This is a genomic window from Acetomicrobium thermoterrenum DSM 13490 (assembly GCF_900107215.1).
Taxonomy (GTDB): Bacteria; Synergistota; Synergistia; order Synergistales; family Acetomicrobiaceae; genus Acetomicrobium; species Acetomicrobium thermoterrenum.
In genome coordinates this window covers 60,287-77,198 of sequence record NZ_FNPD01000010.1, presented here as the reverse complement: position 1 = coordinate 77,198, position 16,912 = coordinate 60,287, and the positions used below count along the sequence as shown (strand labels likewise).

The window sequence follows — 16,912 nt, the reverse complement described above, 5'->3', positions numbered from 1 at the left end:
CCCCACAGCCTTCCGCCCATCATGGAGTTAAATACGTTTGGAAGGGTCACGAAGATCAATCCTGGGCCAGCTCCGGCATCCACTCCGAAGGCAAAGCAGGCCGGGAATATGACCAATCCAGCCATCAGGGCTACAAGGGTATCCAGAATCACCACGTAAACCGATTCCCCGGCAAGCGTCCTCTCTCTGCTCAGATAACTTCCGAATATCAACATGCTTCCTATACCTAAGCTTAATGTAAAGAAGGCCTGGCTCATGGCTGCATAAACCGCTTCCCAACTTAGCTTGGAAAAATCAGGTTTGAGGTAAAAGGCCAAGCCCTTTTCAGCGCCGGGCAAAGTAACGGAACGTATGATAAGGACGATTAGCAATAAAAATAGTCCGGACATCAATATCTTGGTAACCCGTTCAACTCCTGCCTGAAGACCTATCGAACAAACAAGAAAACCGATGACGACAGCAAGAGCCATCCACAGGGTTAACGCAGGAGCGTTGGATATGAAGGAACCAAAGAAGTTGCCTACTTCTTCAGGAGAAAGGAGAGATAGCCGCCCCGCCGCCGTAAAGTAAGTATAGGCCAGGCCCCATCCTGCTACGGTCGTATAAAACATCATCAAGATCATGTTTCCCATTACCCCCAGGTAGCCGTATATGTGCCATTTGGTGCCCGGAGGCTCAAGGGCGAGCATAGCGCCCGCCAAATTCCTTCGACTAGCCCTCCCCATGGCAAATTCGCAGACCATGATGGGAAGGCCCAATATAACCAAAAAAATAAGATAAACTATTACAAAAGCCGCTCCACCGTATCGTCCCGTAATATAGGGGAATCGCCAAACGTTCCCAAGCCCTATGGCACAACCGGCAGATACCAAAATAAAACCTAGCCTTGAGGCCAACTGTTCCCTCTCGGCCACTTTAACCACCTCCTTTTTTATTGTGTATATCATTTTATCGCATATTAGATATAAAGTAAATTGGGGCTAAAGAACCAACAACCCTAATCGGTAAAGCGTATGTTAATTAAAGAACCAGTTATAAGCTATCCGGTAATTGCAAGGGAAAGGGTCTCGCCAAGCGTTGAAATCAGCCGTGCTCTAAGCTTGGGATATTTGTCCATGGAGGGGTCCTTTTTCACTAAAACTTGCGCTTCTTCGCGAGCTATATCCAACAAATCGACGTCATTGACGAGGTCAGCTACCCTAAAGTCCGTTATGCCATGCTGCCGTACGCCACAAAAAGCACCCGGTCCCCTGAGTTTCAAATCTTCCTCGGCTATAACGAACCCATCGGAGGTTGAGCACATAACCTTAAATCTCTTCCTCGCCTCGGGCGTCGGGGCTTCTCCCAATAGAAAACAATAACCTTGGCCGCCGCCCCTTCCTACCCTTCCACGAAGTTGATGAAGCTGAGACAGGCCGAATCTGTAAGCGTCCTCTATGACCATTATATTGGCCCTCGCCACGTCGATGCCCACTTCTATAACGCTTGTGGCAACCAATATATCTAAGTCACCACGGAGAAAAGCACGATAGGTTTCGTCTTTGTCCGGAGAGCCAAGGCGACCGTGGAGCAAGCCTACTTTAAAGTCGCTAAATATTTCACATAAAGATCGATAACGTTTCTGGACAGAGGTGGCATCTATGGATTCGCTTTCATCTATCAAAGGGCAGACCCAATAGGCCTGATTGCCCGCTAAGAGTTTTTCTTTGACGAATTCATAGAGCTCCTTTAACTTACCCTTTCCTATCCACTGAGTACGCACTGGGGTTCTGCCCGGAGGCAGCTCATCAATTATCGAAAGCGAAAGATCGCCGTAAACGGTCAGGGCCAGGGTGCGGGGAATTGGTGTAGCCGTCATCACTAAAGTGTGGGGATAGCTGCCCTTATCCATTAAAGTTCGGCGCTGAAGCACGCCGAAACGATGTTGTTCGTCTATCACCACCAGGCCCAGCTCTCGGAATTCTACCCCCTCCTGGATCAAAGAGTGAGTCCCTATTACTATCCTGGATCTTCCGGACTTTATGTCTTCGTACCTTTCTGCCCTATCCTGGGGAGTCAGGGAGCTAGTTAGCAAGGTGACCTCGACATTCAACTTTGACAGCCAATTTGTTATTTTCGCATAATGTTGGTTTGCCAATACTTCCGTGGGAACCATCATCGCTGCCTGATATCCAGTATCTACAGCAGCAAGCATGGCCAACACAGCTATGACCGTCTTTCCCGAACCTACGTCGCCTTGCAAGAGACGATTCATAGGAATTTTTCTGAAGATATCGACACATATATCTCCTAAAACCATTTCCTGTGCAGAGGTGAGTTTAAAATTTAGACAATTTTCTACGAACTTCATCTGGAGGGGCCCGCCACAACTAAGTTCGGGCGCAGAGGTTTCTTCTTCCATCTGTCGTCTTTTAATGGCCACTCCTAATTGAAGTAAAAAAAGCTCGTCGAAAGCAAGCCTCTTTCTGCATGATTTCCAGTCCCTCTCGTCATCAGGATAGTGATATCCGAGGATGGCCTTCTTTAACGGTGGAAATCCGTAACGTAAAACGATATCCTCAGGCAGGAACTCCTCCACATAGGACAGATACTCCGAAAGAGTTCTTCTTATCAAAAGCCTCAGCCATCTCTGGCTTAATCCCTCTGTGAGAGGATATATGGGAACTATCTTTCCCATTTCTTCAGGAAGAGTATCTTCTTCGATTATCTCAAATTCGGGATTTAATATCTGCAACATCCCGTAATTTTCTTTAATTTTTCCGAAGAGCGCGACCAACGTGCCAATCGAAAGGAGATTTTCCAACCCCCTCTTGTTAAACCAAAGAGCTTGTGCGATCTCCGTACCATCGCTTACTGTGGCAACAGTAAGATTGAGGTTGCGCTTTTTTGTGATCTTTTTTTCCACTCCAACCACTCTGACGAGCAAGGCGGCATAGGAATCGGGCTCGAGCGATTTGATGGGCGTTATTTGCCTTCTGTCCTCGTAACGCCGGGGGAAAAAATACAAAAGGTCCTCGACGGTTTCTACGCCCAACTTGGACAAAAGCGACGCCCTTTTAGGGCCTACACCCTTCAAAAACCTGACGCTCTTGCACAAGAGCTCTTCTTCTGCAGGACTAGCCTTCGACATCTGACATTTCAGCCTCTATCATCTCAGCATACTTATTTATTATAGATTTAAAATCAGCCACAAAGGCCACCTTGAGCTTCTTCATCCTTTCGATCTCCATTTTATATTGATTTAAAAGCTGTGACGTCTCCTCAAGCATCCTTTCGGATTTGGCCCTAGCCTCAGAGACTATAGCTTCGGCCTCCCTTTTCGCTGCCTCAACTTTCTCGTCGGCGCTTTGCTGGGCCATGAGCAACGCCTCTTGGAGAGAATCCCTTAAATTTCTATAATCCTCCAACTGCCTCTCCAGCTGTCCAATCCTGCGCTCCTGTTCCTGGCACTTTTCCGCGTAAAAGTGAAGGCTCTCGGCGACCAGATCCAGAAAGTCATCGACCTCTGCAGGGTCATAACCGCGCAGAGACCTTTTGAAATCTTTGTTAATGACGTCAAGAGCGGATAAAACTTCACTCATGATCTTTGGCCTCTACCCTTTCCTCCTCCCACAGATCGACAAGGTTTCGCTTTGGAGTGGCCAAAAAAACCGCAGGAGCGATCCTCATAACCACACCCCTCATGGCGTATGCTACACCGCAAATGAAATCCAGAGCGCTTTGTCCTTCTGCCTTCTCGACCCCCTTCAAGTCGATCACTACTATCTTACCGCCATGAAGGGCTTCGGCCAAATCTTCCCTGCGTTCGACGCATTTGGACCCTTTGCAGTATATTAAGGTTACCTCGCCATATTGCGAGCCCGAAGCCCCGCCCTCTTCCCCCGACTCCTCTTCGAAGAGATCTTCGTCCTTTTGCTCCGAAATGCCCAACAAAGCAAGAAATCTTTCGAGCATTCCCCTCTCCTCCAGTAAAGATTTATTAGTCCACTCTGGGGCCGAATATGGCACGTCCTATGCGCACCATAGTGCTCCCCTCCTTTATGGCAAGCTCGAAATCGTCGCTCATGCCCATAGATAATTCGTGCAATTGAAGGCCAATATCTTTCTCCGTTTTTTCTTTCAGACGACGAAGTAGGACAAAGGATGATATTATTTTTTTTCTGTCTTTGGCCAAAGGTCCTATACCCATAAGACCCGTCAGTTTTAAACTGGGGCAATTTCTTAAAATATATTCTGCCATGGAGGAAACATCTTTGGGATCGACGCCGTATTTCGAAATTTCCCCCGATATGTTGACCTCTATAAGTACCTCCATGTTCTTTTCCAGTGCAGCCAGTCTTTTTTCTAAAACTGTCGCAAGATCCATGCTATCGATGCTTTGTATTATATCAAATAATTGAATTGCCAGTTTAGCTTTATTGCGTTGCAAGTGTCCTATCATATGCCAGGGAAGTTTCAAATCCGATGGCCAGCGCTCCTTCTTGTCCTTCGCCTCCTGGACCCTGTTCTCCCCGATGCCATCTATCAGGCCGCTCCTCGAGGCTTGCAACATAGCTTCCAGGGGCTGATTTTTCGTGACTGCTATCAATTTAATTTGATCGGGCATCCTGCCGACGCTTTCGGCTGTTTTAGCGATTCGTTCTTTTACCGATTCGAGATTTTTTTGTATGTCCGATAAATTCACCAAAGGAAGACCCTCCCCTCTCTGGCTTTATCGCCCTTCAAAACGACTATTTCTCCTGGCAATAATCCATCATCGACGAAATACATTTTATCTTCCGTGGGCACTCCACTTATTTCTCTGAAAACAACCATACCCTTGGAGACCACGTATACCCCCTGTTTGCCCTCTTTGAAAATTACGCTTTCCTCCGGCACCAATACTCCTTGTCTTCTTCCCTCGTAGATCATGAATCTGAGTTTGCGATCTACTGTCAAATGGGCCGGAAAATAGGGCATTAGAGAAATGTTGACCCTGGCTTTAAGTCCAATAATTTCTTTAGCCAATACCTCCACTTTAATGGGTATATCCCGCTCATCAAACCTGATCCACAGAAAGTTTCTCTCCAAATTTTCTTTAATTTTGGGAGTCAGGTATGTGTAAAAAACGCAACGCAAAGCCTGCGGCAATGGTATGATCTTTCCGATCGGCGAGCCCCTTTTTACGTCAACCCCTTGCGGCACAGGCTTTGCCCTTACTTCTTTTGGCAAATCGTCGTAATCCAGCCATAGGCGACCAAAACTCCACTTACCCTCCTGTCCGTCCAGCGCCGGAACGAAGTATCCGGCCTCAGGCGCCCAAACTACCCTCCGATTCCTGCCCTGAACGACTGCGATCGCTTCGCCTTTGGCCACTCTTGCCACCTTGCCCCCATTTACGAACTTTAGAGCCCCGTCCAAAGGAGCAGAGATCACCTCTTCTTGCCACAATAACCATCCTTCTACGGGATATTCGTCTATATACAGGGCAGATTTCGCCATCACTACACTGGGGTGCGTATAGTAATGGTGATTTTGCCAGGCCAAAAAGAATGTCACGGCCAATGAGACTAAAATTACGCACCATATGGCATATACGGTTTGACTAGCGCTTTTGCCCTCTTTCATCTCGACATGCTCTTAAGAGCACTTGCTGTAATCGCAACCGGTGCAGCGCTCGCACCCTTCGGCATGAATCAAAGGAGCCCCGCATACAGGACACATATCCCCTCTCTCGTTTACTTCGACGGCCTTACCGAGAGCCATCTCCAATCCTCTCGCGATTGCGTCGGGCAAACTCAAAATTAGGGCATCTCCTTCGAGAAAGGGGCTACTTCCTCCAATGCCCTTGAGCTGTTTTATGATCTCGTCTATGGGTATATCGCTCCTAAGCGCAAGGGATATCAGTCTCCCTAAAGCTTCAGTGTGGGCCTGAGTGTCCTTGCCCGACTTTCCCAAAGTGGCGAAAACTTCAAAGGGCTGTCCATCTATAAAGTTCAAAGTAAGATAAAGATTCCCGTAACTTGTACCAATCTTTACCGTTCTGCCCGAAAGAAGGGGCGGTCGCCTCCTTGGTTTTACGTAACCTTTGCCCACCAAACCCTTCGGCTCCTCTTTCACCTCGAAGGATGGCACTTCGCCGGTGCCTATGTAAAGCACCTGGTCTTCTTTGCATCTGTCCCTGAATATCGTTATCCCCTTGCATCCCAGCTCATAGGCCAACAAATATGCCTTCTTGACATCATCTACGGAAGCCTCGTGGGGCATGTTAATGGTCTTGCTTACGGCGTTATCTGTGTATTCCTGAAATGCCGCCTGCATCCTCACGTGCCATTCAGGGGAAATATCGTGGGCAGTAACAAAAACTTTCTTTAAGTTGTCGGGAAGATCGAGTTCCTTTAAAGACCCTCTTTCCAAAATCAGTTCGATCAAAGCTTCCGAATAGAGTCCTTCCTCTCTAAGGGCATCCAGCAAAATTTCATTTACGTAAGTCAAATTAGCTTCACCCTCAAAGGCCTTACGCCTGTAGGCAAGCGCAAAGACGGGCTCTACACCGCTCGATGCCTCAGCCACAAGGGATATGGTCCCCGTAGGAGCAATGGTCGTCACCGTAGCATTTCTCATTAACATCCCTTTTTCTTCCCATCTGCTCCCCTTCCAGGCCGGAAAGGGTCCTCTGGCTTCAGCTAAGCGTGCGCTCTCTTCGTGCCCGATCTTTGTGATGAAAGACATTACTTTACGGGCAAGGTTTAATGCCTCATCGCTATCGTAGGGAATGCGCAGCTTCAATAGGACGTCAGCCCAGCCCATAACTCCCAATCCGATTTTTCTCGTCGACATGGTCATATCGGCAATCTCTTTTATGGGAAACTGGTTGACCTCTATCACGTCATCGAGAAAACGTACGGCAATGCGCACCGTTCTTTCCAGTTTGCTCCAGTCGATTTCACCCTTAGGCAGAACCATATTAGACAAGTTAATGCTTCCCAGGTTGCATGATTCAAAGGGCAAAAGGGGCTGCTCGCCGCAGGGATTTGTGGCAGTAATGCTTCCCAAATTGGGAGTAGGGTTTGAAGCTTCAATTTTGTCCAAAAATATTATCCCGGGGTCGCCTGTCTTCCAGGCCATCTCGCAGAGCAAATCAAAGAGATTCCGTGCCCCAACTTTATCGACAACTTCTCCAGTCCGCGGGTTTACCAGCTCCCACTCCTCATCATTTAATACGGCTTTCATGAATTTTTGCGTGGTTCCCACCGAAATATTGAAGTTCTTCAACTTCCCCTCTTCGATCTTTGCCTTGACGAATTTTATGACGTCGGGATGATCGGCGTTTAAGATCCCCATATTGGCACCCCGCCTCATCCCCCCTTGCTTTACCACATCGGTAGTATGGTCAAAAAGCTCCATAAAGGATACTGGGCCAGAGGCGACTCCCTTGGTGCTCTTTACGATATCACCATAGGGACGAAGAGACGAAAAATTAAAGCCCGTCCCTCCCCCTGATTTATGGACGAGGGCCGTATACTTGAGGGCGTCGAATATCTCATCCATACTGTCTCCCACGGGAAGGACAAAGCAGGCCGACAGCTGTGCAGTGGGCGTCCCTGCATTCATAAGCGTTGGAGAATTGGGCAAAAAATCCAGACTGGCCATCATTTCATAAAATTTATTGGCCCACTCCTCCTCCGATTCCTCATCGGCAAATGCTCTTTCTGCCTTTGCTATAGCGCTCGCTACGCGCCATAGCATATCCTCCGGCGTCTCTATGAGATTTCCTTTCTCGTCTTTCAATAAATATCTACGCTCTAATACCTTAGTCGCATTTTCAGAAAAAGAAGGTTTTATACGCGCTCCGCTGGACATGTCTAAATCACCTTTCCCTATAAAGAAAACTAATTACCCACCTTTGCTTCATCTACGATCAAGAAGCCGTCACAGGTCAGTATATTTGGAATCTCCCTTATGTCGGATAAGACCATTAGGGCCCCTGCTTTCTTCAAATCCTCAGCCGAGTTTGGCCCCGTTGCAAGTCCAATCCCCACGATATCAGCATTATTTGCCGTTTCCATATCGATCACCGTATCCCCAACGTATATCGCTTCATCTTTATCGACACCAAGACTTTCTACAGCCTTGAACAAAATGTAAGGATCAGGTTTAGCTTTATCTACATCTTCCAACCCTAAAACGATATCGAAATATTTATCAATGCCTAAATGCCTGACAGCCCTTTTGGCATTTCTCCTGTTCGACGTAATGGCCAACATTAAACCCCTATTCCTTAGGGCCTGCAAGACTTCTTCGGTTCCCGGGAAAAGCTTCATTCGTTCATATTCCAGAGGTCTGCATTCCTTTGAATAAATGTCGAGCCACTCTGGCCTGAATTCATTCCACAGACAGCGCAAAGACTTTTCCATGGGAATTCCTATCGTAGACAACACCTCTTCGTAACTTACGGCTCTCAATCCCATTATCCTGGCAAAATAATTCATGGCGTAGGCGATGGCATGGCTAGTATCGACCAATGTCATGTCGAAATCGAACAAAAGAGTTCTGACTTTCATAAAAACACCTCCAGGAGATTATCGAATGATGTTCTAGTGAGACTTAATATTCACGCAAGATAGAGGTAACTCTCCCTTCGAAAGCCTATCTACATTTTGAGCTATGTAAGCAGGTATACCTTTTAATGCTTCGTCATTGGTTCCCCCTATGTGCGGGGTAACGTAGACATTTGGCATATTTAACAAAGGATCCTCCTGATTCGGAGGTTCCTGCCAAAAGACGTCCAAGCCGCATCCCGCAATCCTCTTTTTCATCAAGGCCCTTTCCAAGGCTTTTCTTTCCACAACATCTGCGCGGGCTACATTTATTAAAAAGGCGTTTTCGTCCATACTCCCCAACACCTTTTCGCCAATCAACCCCTTCGTCTGAGGAGTCAGGGCCACGGTTATTACGACGAAGCGACAACCCCTTACGGCATCGCTCAACTTATCCATCGTGTAAAATCGCTCAAGAGAAAGAGAGGAAAATATATCTTTCCACGATCTGTTAACGCCAACCATAGCGACATCGAAGGAACTCAAACGTTTGGCCAGGGTCATTCCTACATTTCCCAGGCCAACTATACAAACCCTTTTCTTCCATATAGTCAAGCCCCTCGGGGAAAAGAGCTTTCCCTTCCTCAAATTCTCCTGCGACTTGTTGTATCCTTTTGCCAAAAGTAGCATGTGCAAAAGGGCAATCTCGGCAACCCCTTCGGCATTGCCCGTGTTGCCGGAAGGGACGTTACACACGTAGATTCCCCTAGAAGTGCAAGCCTCGATGTCTATGCCTTCCAAACCAACCCCCCATTGACAAAGCATCCTTAAATTGTAAGCATAAGCTAGCATCTCTGCTGTGAAGGGCTCCGTTCCCTTCACTAGCACTTCGGCCCACCCTAGAGAATCCGGGTCCTCAAGGATATCGGCGTAACGAACCTCGTGATTTTCGAAGAGAGTTTCTATTATCTCCCTGAGGCGCTCGAAACCTTTATTCGAAAAAAGCACCCTCATGATACGACCTCCAGCATACCGCGAAAATTCTCGAAGTCATTTTCATCTATGATCACTGAGCTTCCCGGACTTTCCCATACTTGAACGTATTTCAACCGCCTCTTGCCCGCATTAATATGGGGTCCCATTTCCCCCCATATCCAGAGAGCTATATATTCCGCCGAGGGTCTTTTTATCACATCGTTAAGACAGGAATGATCCAGTTTCGACAGAATCCTCTCTTCGACCAAACCTTTGAGCTCGACAAAATCCATGACCATCCCCTCTTCATCGGGAGGTCCCTCGACAAAAATTGCAGCTTTATAGGTATGTCCGTGCAACCTCTCGCACTTGCCGTGATAATCCGGCAAATAATGGGCGGCATCGAAACTGAACTCACGTTTTAATATCACCATTATCCCCTCCTGTCCTCTCACTGCCCAAGGGCGCCTCCAAGCCCTCAAGCAGGCTCATTTGCAACGGCACTTCATCCTTAGTTAATCCCAACATTTTTTTCATCCAAAGGGCATTCTGGACCGCGTAATCCCTGTAACAGTTGTTAAACATCATAAAAACCCTGCCCGGCAGCTTCATGCTCAAAGCAGCATCGAGCCATCCCCTTAGCTCTTCCTCTGTATACTTATATCTGTATTTTTCCAAAACCGTCGAACCCTTCTTCCATGCCAAAGCATTCCTCCCGTGAAACCTTATGACGCTGCCCCATGAAGATGTTATGTACCAATCTTTCGGCACAGTCCAGGAAAGCTCGGGTTCATCGACAGCCACGTAAGCCATATTCTCCTCGCCGAGCAGGTCCAAGAACTTGGTCTTTCCATCCCCTTCAAACCACGATATGTGCCTCACCTCAATAGCTATGGGATAGGAGGGCAGCAGTTCGCGCAATCTCTTTATGTATGCAAGCCACCGCTCGTGATATCTAGTTTTCGGAGAGAACTGGAAAAGCACGTAACCTAACCTTTTGGTAGATTTTAAGATCGATATCAGAAAGACAAAATGATCGAAAAGCCGTGCTCTCGACTTTCTGTCGAGGTCCCAAAGGGTAATTCGCGAGGATTGAAAGCCTTCATTCGATCTGTCGACAAGCTTTTCCCTGCACCAAAGGGGCAGATTTTTAACCGAAAGGGCATGATTCGTGAAGAGGGCAAAGGCCTTCACATTAAAGAGGAAATCGGGAGGTGTCGCGGCCATCCAAGAATAGATGACCGCTGGGTCAGGCAATGAATAAAAGAAGGAGTCGGCCTCCACGGTATCAAAGAAGGAGGAATAATGTCTAAGCCTGTCCTTGCTTTTTTTACAGCCCTTCGGATACCAGCCGCTCGAGAGAAGCGACTTGTCGGCCCAGGAACAGGTGCCAATCCTGAAATCCACATCCATGCCCCTACTTCCCTCCTCAAATCATTTAGGCAAGCTCCATGAGGCCAAATTCTCAAATCGCGTATATTCTTTCATGAACAGCAACTGTATAGTGCCCGTGGGGCCATTTCTGTGTTTAGCCACTATCAGTTCTGCAACGTTGTCCTCCTCTTTATCGGCCTCGTAATATCCTTTCCTGTAGAGAAAGACCACCAAGTCCGCATCCTGCTCTATGGCACCGCTGTCCCTTAAGTCGGCAAGTTGAGGCTTTTTGTCCTGCCTCTGCTCCACGGCTCGAGAAAGTTGCGAAAGAGCTAAAACGGGTACGTTCAACTCCCTTGCTACGCCCTTCAAGGACCGAGAGATTTCGGCTACCTCCTGCTGTTTGTTCTCAACTCTTCTGGCTAAACTCATCAACTGGAGATAATCGACTATTATCAAGCCCAAATTGTCGTGTTGCGCCTTGAATCTTCTTGCTCTGGCCCTTAGGTCCAGAGTGGACAAAAAGGAGCTGTCATCAATGTAAATTGGCGCCGTGGCCAACTTTCCCGCTGCATCGGACAGAATATCCCAATCCCCTTGAGGGAATGTTCCCGTTCGCATATCGTGAATGTTAACTCTGGCCTCAGCGGCAAGAAGCCTCTGCAAAAGCTGTTCGGCCCCCATCTCCAGGCTAAAAATCAAAACAGGCGTTTCCTGTTCGATAGCCACGTGCTGAGCGATGTTTAAAGCCAAAGCAGTCTTACCCATCGAAGGCCTGGCTGCCAAAATCGTCAAAGATCCCGGCTGAAAACCTCCGGTGACACGGTCAAAATCTATATAACCCGAAGGGATTCCGGTTACGACCTTGCCATTTAAAAATTGTTCTTCGAGGTATCGAAAGGTTGCGTTTAATATATCTCCTATCCTCTTGAAAACTACCAAATTTCCGTGGGTTGCCACATCGAAAACGGCCCTTTCGGCCTCGTCCAAAACCTCATCCACTTCCACCTCTTCGGCATAGCCCAGCTTCGTTATATAGGTTCCCACTTGGATCATCTTACGATGCACCGATTTATCCCGGACAATCCTAGCGTGATATTCGACGTTTGCCGTAGTGGGAACTGTATCGATCAGAGAGGCCACAAAGGGTTGTCCTCCCAACCTTTCGAGAAGGCCCCGCTTTTTGGCTTCCTCCATAAAGGTCAGGGGGTCGACAGCCTTGTCTTTTTGCATCATGTCGGCGATTACCTCAAACGCCAGTTGATGGACCGCGTCGTAGAAGTCTTCCTTGCGCAGCGTCTCTACGACATAGAGGGCTGCGTCTTTATCCAAGAGACAGGAACCCAAGACGGCCCTTTCGGCATCCAAATTGTGTGGCATAACTCTGTCGAGCGCCTGACTCAAACTTCTCACGCCTCCACTTTAACCGTCATATCGATTTCCACATTAGGATGGAGTTTTATCTTAACTGGATAGGCCCCCAATTCTTTAATGGGGTTTTCCAGCTTAACAAGTTTTTTATCAACTTCAACTCCCAATTGATCCTGTATGGCTTCGCTTATGTGGGCATTGGTGACACTTCCAAAGAGCTTCCCCTTTTCGCCTGCACTGACACGTACAATAACTTGCTTGCCCTGCAGCATTTTAGCCTTTTCTCGAGCTTCCTCCTCCAGTTTTTTTGCCCTTTTTTCTTCTATCCTCTTAAACTCCTCGAGTTTTTTAATTTTTTCGGTCGTGGCTTCCTCGGCCAAACCGCGAGGTATCAGATAGTTTCTAGCGTATCCATCCGACACCTTTATCAGATCTCCCCTTTTTCCCAATTTATCAACATCCTGCTTAAGAATTACCTGCAAAGCAATTCACCTCCGAATTTTTACTCGCAGATCTATCAGCATATCAAAGAAACCCAACATTATCACAATTGTAGATAATATGGGCACCAACAAAGAAAACACCAAGATCATAACTCCGATCCATTTTCTTGCGTTGATGTTCAAAAAATTTGCCAATAAATACCATAGGGTTGCCAACCCCTGGATCAAAAAAATCATCATGGATAGAACTTTTAAGTTCAAGCTCAGCACGTCTAGCATACCAATATTATTACCCTTGCCCGCAAAAAATGAAAGGATGAAGGATGCGAAAAAGGCAAGCAATACACTCCTGGGGAAACGCCAGGTGCCGAAAGACGGTATCGGAGGCAAGGAGAGAACCTTAAATCTTCTGGCAACTTTTTCGCTTATGACGTAACTTACGGCGCAATCGAAGAAAGAGGCAGCAATTAGTATCGCCGGCAAGATATGAACCATTAATCGACTCATGGTCTCTGCTTGTGCCTTCATGCTTTCCAAAAAGGTCTCTCCGTAGCCATCGGAAAAGACCGCTAAAGCGTTATCCAGGCTTTTCGTGAGAAGATCGGGATCTATCGCAAAGGGGTTGATTCCCGTCAGAAGCTTTACCAATGCCATAAGGACCAGTTTGCAAGACAGCGAAACGAGAAATCCGTAAAAGATAATATCAGATGCCTTTTGAATACGCCGACCAAACATACCAAGAGCAACGCCCATTATGGCAAAACCGAATAGAAAGAAGACCCCTCCTAACAGTCCCATGAACATTGTGATCAATACAGCGGCGACAAAAGCTCCCAACAGCGCCTTCTCGACGGGGACTTTTAGCCCCAAGATCACAAGAGGCACAGGACAGAAGAAGGAAATTACAATGCCCACCAGGGGCAAGAAGTGGCTTGCCATAAAAAGTACGACCGATAGCGCCACCAACAGAGATGACTCGACTAGACTTCGAGTATCTTGCATTAAAATACCTCCCGGTAAAAAAAGGGGGAGAGCGTATTCTCTCCCCAAAGTATATCAATAAACGTTAATACGACGCTATTCCACAGTGAAGGGCAACAGAGCCATAAACCTGGCTCTCTTAATGGCTCTGGCAAGTTGTCTTTGATGTTTGGCGCAATTTCCCGTGACTCTATGGGGCAATATTTTGCCTCTTTCAGTCAGGAATCTCTTAAGCTGCTCAACATTTTTATAGTCAACATATTCTATCTTGTTCGAGCAAAAGGTACATACCTTTGGGCGACGTTTGCGACGTTTAAAATCCGCCATGGCTATCGACCTCCTTCTTCAATAAATAAACTAGAACGGGATATCGGCCTCTTCTCCGCCATCCTCCATCTCCGATATGTCAGTTGGAAATTCGTCGGGAAATTCGTCCCTCAGGCTTCCGATAGTAGAAGAGGGTTCCTGATATCCTTTGAAACTGCTAACTTGTGAATCGCGAGAGCCGCTGCCGAGAAAGACTACGTTTTGGGCCACCACTTCGGTAACCCAGCGCTTATCCCCACCCTGGGTCTCGTAATTTCTGATCTGAAGCCTGCCCTCAACCAATATTGGGCGACCCTTTCGCAGGTATTTCTCGCAATTTTCTGCCTGATTTCCCCAGACAACTACAGGGATGAAATCGGTATGCTCCTGCTGATTGCCTTCGTGATCCCTCCAGGTACGCCCCACAGCGACGGTCAGCCTTGCTACTGCCTGTTTCGAGGCCGTATACCTCATCTCGGGATCGCGTGCGAGATTGCCCATCAATATAATCCTGTTATATCCTCTAACCATCTTAACCTTCTCCTACTTCTCGTCGAGACGAACAATCAAATGCCTCAAGACCTGATCGCGCAATTTCAGCAAGCGATCGACTTCACCTATTTGAGAAGGCTCCAGGTCAAATTCGATCAAAGCATAATAACCTTCCACCTGTTTTTCCACAGGATAGGCCAGCCTCCTCTTGCCCCATATGTCGGATTTGTGGAACTCTCCGCCCAAACCTTTGATTACCTCGGAAATTTCATCGACCTGAGCCTTGACTTCTTCGACATCGGGATGAATGAGCACCATTAATTCATAGGGTCGCATTTCTACACCTCCTCCCTTTGGCCTTAAAAGATCCCCTCACCGAAAAGGGGACAGGGATACACCAACGACAAAGCATTATAAACAGAAACGCGAAATTTAACAACATCTCTTCTAAACAGACCAAAGGGATTGCTGTTATTTTTTTTGAGGTCCTTCCTCGGTAGTATAATATTCTAAAATATAGATCTTTTCTCCAGGAAGCACGAGATTGAACTCCTGTCGCGCCAACTTGGCAATTCCATCGGGAGTATTGTAATAGTTTATTTTCTCGTTTTTATCCTCGATATCCAGCTTCAACCTTACCAGGGTTTGAACGTGCTCGTCTATGCGGTTGGATAGCTCGTTCAACTTTTTAAGCTCCCGCAGGTAACCGTTAAAGAGCATTAAAAACAGGAGAATTGAACAAAGAGAAACAACTATCCACCTAAGCCTCGGCACTTACATCACTTCCGGAGCGTTAATTTTTAGCAACCCCAAGACATTCAGCAACACTACCTGTACTGCACGCACCAAAATCAGCCTGGCATCCGACAAAGATTTTTCCTCGCCCAAAACCCTGTGGGCGTTATAAAAAGAATGAAAGACTTTAGCCAATTCATAGGCGTAAAAAACGATCAAGTGAGGTGAAAGTTCCTTTGCCGCCTTGGCAACTTCCTCGGGAAATTTGCCAAGACATTTAATTAGGGCTTTTTCCTCCTCCGTCTTCAATAAAGAGATGTCGACTTTCTCCGGTGTAGGTAACTTTATGCCTCTAGAGGACGCCTCTTTAAATATGCTGTGCAACCTGGCACTGGCGTATTGGACGTAATAGACGGGGTTATCCGTCGAAGTGCTCTTCGCCAAATCTATATCGAAATCGAGATGGGAATCGCACTTCCTCATCAGGAAGAAATATCGCATCGCATCTACTCCCACTTCATCCATCATCTCCCGGAGGGTTACGAACTCCCCCGCTCTGGTGGACATGGAGACCATCATGCCCTGTTTAATTAAACTAACGAATTGTATTAATAAAACTTGAAGGTCATCAGGCGATCTTCCCAGGGCCTGAACTGCAGCTTTCATGCGCGGAACATATCCGTGGTGATCCGCGCCCCATACGTCGATGACAAGATCAAATCCTCTGTCGAATTTATCCTTATGATAAGCGACATCGGAAGCAAAATACGTAGGTTCTCCGTTTGACCTGATCAGCACCCTATCTTTCTCATCGCCAAATTGAGTCGATCTATACCATATGGCCCCCTCTTTTTCATAGGCAAGCCCCCGTTTCATCAAAAAATCGACCATTTCGCGAATGAGGCCCCGTTCATGAAGCGTTTTTTCGGAAAACCAAACGTCGAAAAGTACTCTAAAGTCCTCCAGGTCCTTCTTAATTCCATTTAAGATCACCTTCACGGCATAATCCTTAAAATAATCCAATGTCTCTTCGATGGACAGGTCTAGAAATTTATCTCCTTCTCTGTCTATGATCTCCTGAGCTATCTCGTAAATATAGTCCCCTTTGTACCCGTCCTCAGGGAAGGGGGCAGCCTCCGACCTCCCAAGCAACTCAAAGTAACGGGCCTGAACCGATCTCCCGAGCAACTTCATTTGAAGACCGGCATCGTTAATGTAATATTCCCTTTCCACATGCCATCCAGCAAAGGAAAGTATGTTGGCCATAACATCTCCCACGGCAGCTCCGCGGCCGTGGCCTATGTGCAAAGGTCCCGTTGGATTTGCGCTGACAAATTCGATTTGAGCACGCTTCCCCTCCCCCAAGTCCCTTTTGCCGTAGTCTTCCCCTTTAGCGATTATTTCCCTGATAAGCTCTGACATCCAAAGGTCCGACAGGAAGAAATTTATGAAACCCGGTCCTGCTACTTCGACCTTTTCCACGTATTCGCTTTTCTTTAAATGGGAAATGATTACTTGAGCGATGTCCCTCGGCTTCATTTCCCAGTGGCGAGCCATAAGCATAGCTACATTTGTGGCGTAATCGCCTTGATTTTCGCGACGAGGCCTTTCTATGATTATCTCCAGGTCCTCAGGGTAAACTAGGTTTTCGTCTTTCGCAGCCGAAATTATGGCATCATTCAAAAGGTCCTTAATGTGGGATTCTACGTCAATCAT

Annotated in this window: 19 protein-coding genes; all 19 read right to left on the bottom strand. The window is 47.2% G+C overall.

All coding sequences use genetic code 11. The annotated features are described in order from the left end of the window. Positions 1–914, bottom strand: a 914-nt coding sequence (locus tag BLU12_RS08500; protein WP_234945580.1) for a sodium-dependent transporter, incomplete at its 3' end; no start/stop codon positions are given. Between the two features lie 125 nt (positions 915–1,039). Next, positions 1,040–3,130, bottom strand: a complete 2,091-nt coding sequence (recG, locus tag BLU12_RS08495) for an ATP-dependent DNA helicase RecG (protein WP_091462039.1) — start codon at positions 3,128–3,130, stop codon at positions 1,040–1,042. Beyond that, entirely contained in the window at positions 3,117–3,581 is a 465-nt protein-coding gene (locus BLU12_RS08490) for a DivIVA domain-containing protein (RefSeq protein WP_091462038.1), read from the bottom strand. Before BLU12_RS08490 ends, recG begins: the two co-directional genes overlap by 14 nt. Then, complete coding sequence (locus BLU12_RS08485) at positions 3,574–3,954, bottom strand: cell division protein SepF (RefSeq protein ID WP_091462036.1); 381 nt, start codon at positions 3,952–3,954, stop codon at positions 3,574–3,576. The genes BLU12_RS08490 and BLU12_RS08485 overlap by 8 nt, the downstream gene beginning before the upstream one ends. A 25-nt stretch (positions 3,955–3,979) precedes the next feature. After that, on the bottom strand, positions 3,980–4,684 hold the full coding sequence (locus BLU12_RS08480; RefSeq protein ID WP_091462066.1) for a YggS family pyridoxal phosphate-dependent enzyme: 705 nt from the start codon (positions 4,682–4,684) through the stop codon (positions 3,980–3,982). After that, positions 4,681–5,607, bottom strand: coding sequence for an HlyD family efflux transporter periplasmic adaptor subunit (locus tag BLU12_RS08475; protein ID WP_091462034.1), 927 nt, complete (start codon positions 5,605–5,607; stop codon positions 4,681–4,683). The genes BLU12_RS08480 and BLU12_RS08475 overlap by 4 nt, the downstream gene beginning before the upstream one ends. A gap of 12 nt (positions 5,608–5,619) precedes the next feature. Beyond that, positions 5,620–7,842, bottom strand: coding sequence for a vitamin B12-dependent ribonucleotide reductase (locus tag BLU12_RS08470; protein ID WP_091462031.1), 2,223 nt, complete (start codon positions 7,840–7,842; stop codon positions 5,620–5,622). Positions 7,843–7,871: 29 nt separating this feature from the next. After that, complete coding sequence (locus BLU12_RS08465) at positions 7,872–8,543, bottom strand: HAD family hydrolase (RefSeq protein WP_091462028.1); 672 nt, start codon at positions 8,541–8,543, stop codon at positions 7,872–7,874. Positions 8,544–8,576: 33 nt separating this feature from the next. Then, positions 8,577–9,533, bottom strand: coding sequence for a 2-hydroxyacid dehydrogenase (locus tag BLU12_RS08460; RefSeq protein ID WP_091462026.1), 957 nt, complete (start codon positions 9,531–9,533; stop codon positions 8,577–8,579). Continuing rightward, entirely contained in the window at positions 9,530–9,928 is a 399-nt protein-coding gene (gene queD / locus BLU12_RS08455) for a 6-carboxytetrahydropterin synthase QueD (RefSeq protein ID WP_091462024.1), read from the bottom strand. Before queD ends, BLU12_RS08460 begins: the two co-directional genes overlap by 4 nt. Next, entirely contained in the window at positions 9,909–10,907 is a 999-nt protein-coding gene (locus BLU12_RS08450) for a DUF72 domain-containing protein (RefSeq protein ID WP_091462021.1), read from the bottom strand. Before BLU12_RS08450 ends, queD begins: the two co-directional genes overlap by 20 nt. Positions 10,908–10,928: 21 nt before the next feature. Continuing rightward, on the bottom strand, positions 10,929–12,272 hold the full coding sequence (gene dnaB, locus BLU12_RS08445) for a replicative DNA helicase (protein WP_234945584.1): 1,344 nt from the start codon (positions 12,270–12,272) through the stop codon (positions 10,929–10,931). Positions 12,273–12,277: 5 nt separating this feature from the next. After that, a complete protein-coding gene (gene rplI / locus BLU12_RS08440) occupies positions 12,278–12,721 on the bottom strand; it encodes a 50S ribosomal protein L9 (protein ID WP_091462020.1) in 444 nt (147 codons plus the stop codon). A gap of 6 nt (positions 12,722–12,727) precedes the next feature. Continuing rightward, complete coding sequence (locus BLU12_RS08435; RefSeq protein ID WP_091462018.1) at positions 12,728–13,684, bottom strand: YybS family protein; 957 nt, start codon at positions 13,682–13,684, stop codon at positions 12,728–12,730. Positions 13,685–13,759: 75 nt separating this feature from the next. Beyond that, complete coding sequence (gene rpsR / locus BLU12_RS08430) at positions 13,760–13,990, bottom strand: 30S ribosomal protein S18 (RefSeq protein ID WP_009201587.1); 231 nt, start codon at positions 13,988–13,990, stop codon at positions 13,760–13,762. Positions 13,991–14,020: 30 nt separating this feature from the next. Further along, positions 14,021–14,500 (bottom strand): single-stranded DNA-binding protein, encoded by a 480-nt coding sequence (locus BLU12_RS08425; RefSeq protein ID WP_091462017.1) that lies wholly within the window; start codon positions 14,498–14,500, stop codon positions 14,021–14,023. 12 nt (positions 14,501–14,512) lie between these two features. Then, positions 14,513–14,797 carry a 30S ribosomal protein S6 gene (gene rpsF, locus BLU12_RS08420; RefSeq protein WP_040348191.1) on the bottom strand — a complete coding sequence of 95 codons (285 nt, stop codon included), beginning with the start codon at positions 14,795–14,797 and terminating at the stop codon, positions 14,513–14,515. Positions 14,798–14,932: 135 nt separating this feature from the next. Beyond that, complete coding sequence (locus tag BLU12_RS08415) at positions 14,933–15,235, bottom strand: FtsB family cell division protein (protein WP_091462015.1); 303 nt, start codon at positions 15,233–15,235, stop codon at positions 14,933–14,935. Further along, positions 15,236–16,912: an arginine--tRNA ligase gene (gene argS / locus BLU12_RS08410; RefSeq protein ID WP_091462013.1), complete on the bottom strand. Its 1,677-nt coding sequence runs from the start codon at positions 16,910–16,912 to the stop codon at positions 15,236–15,238.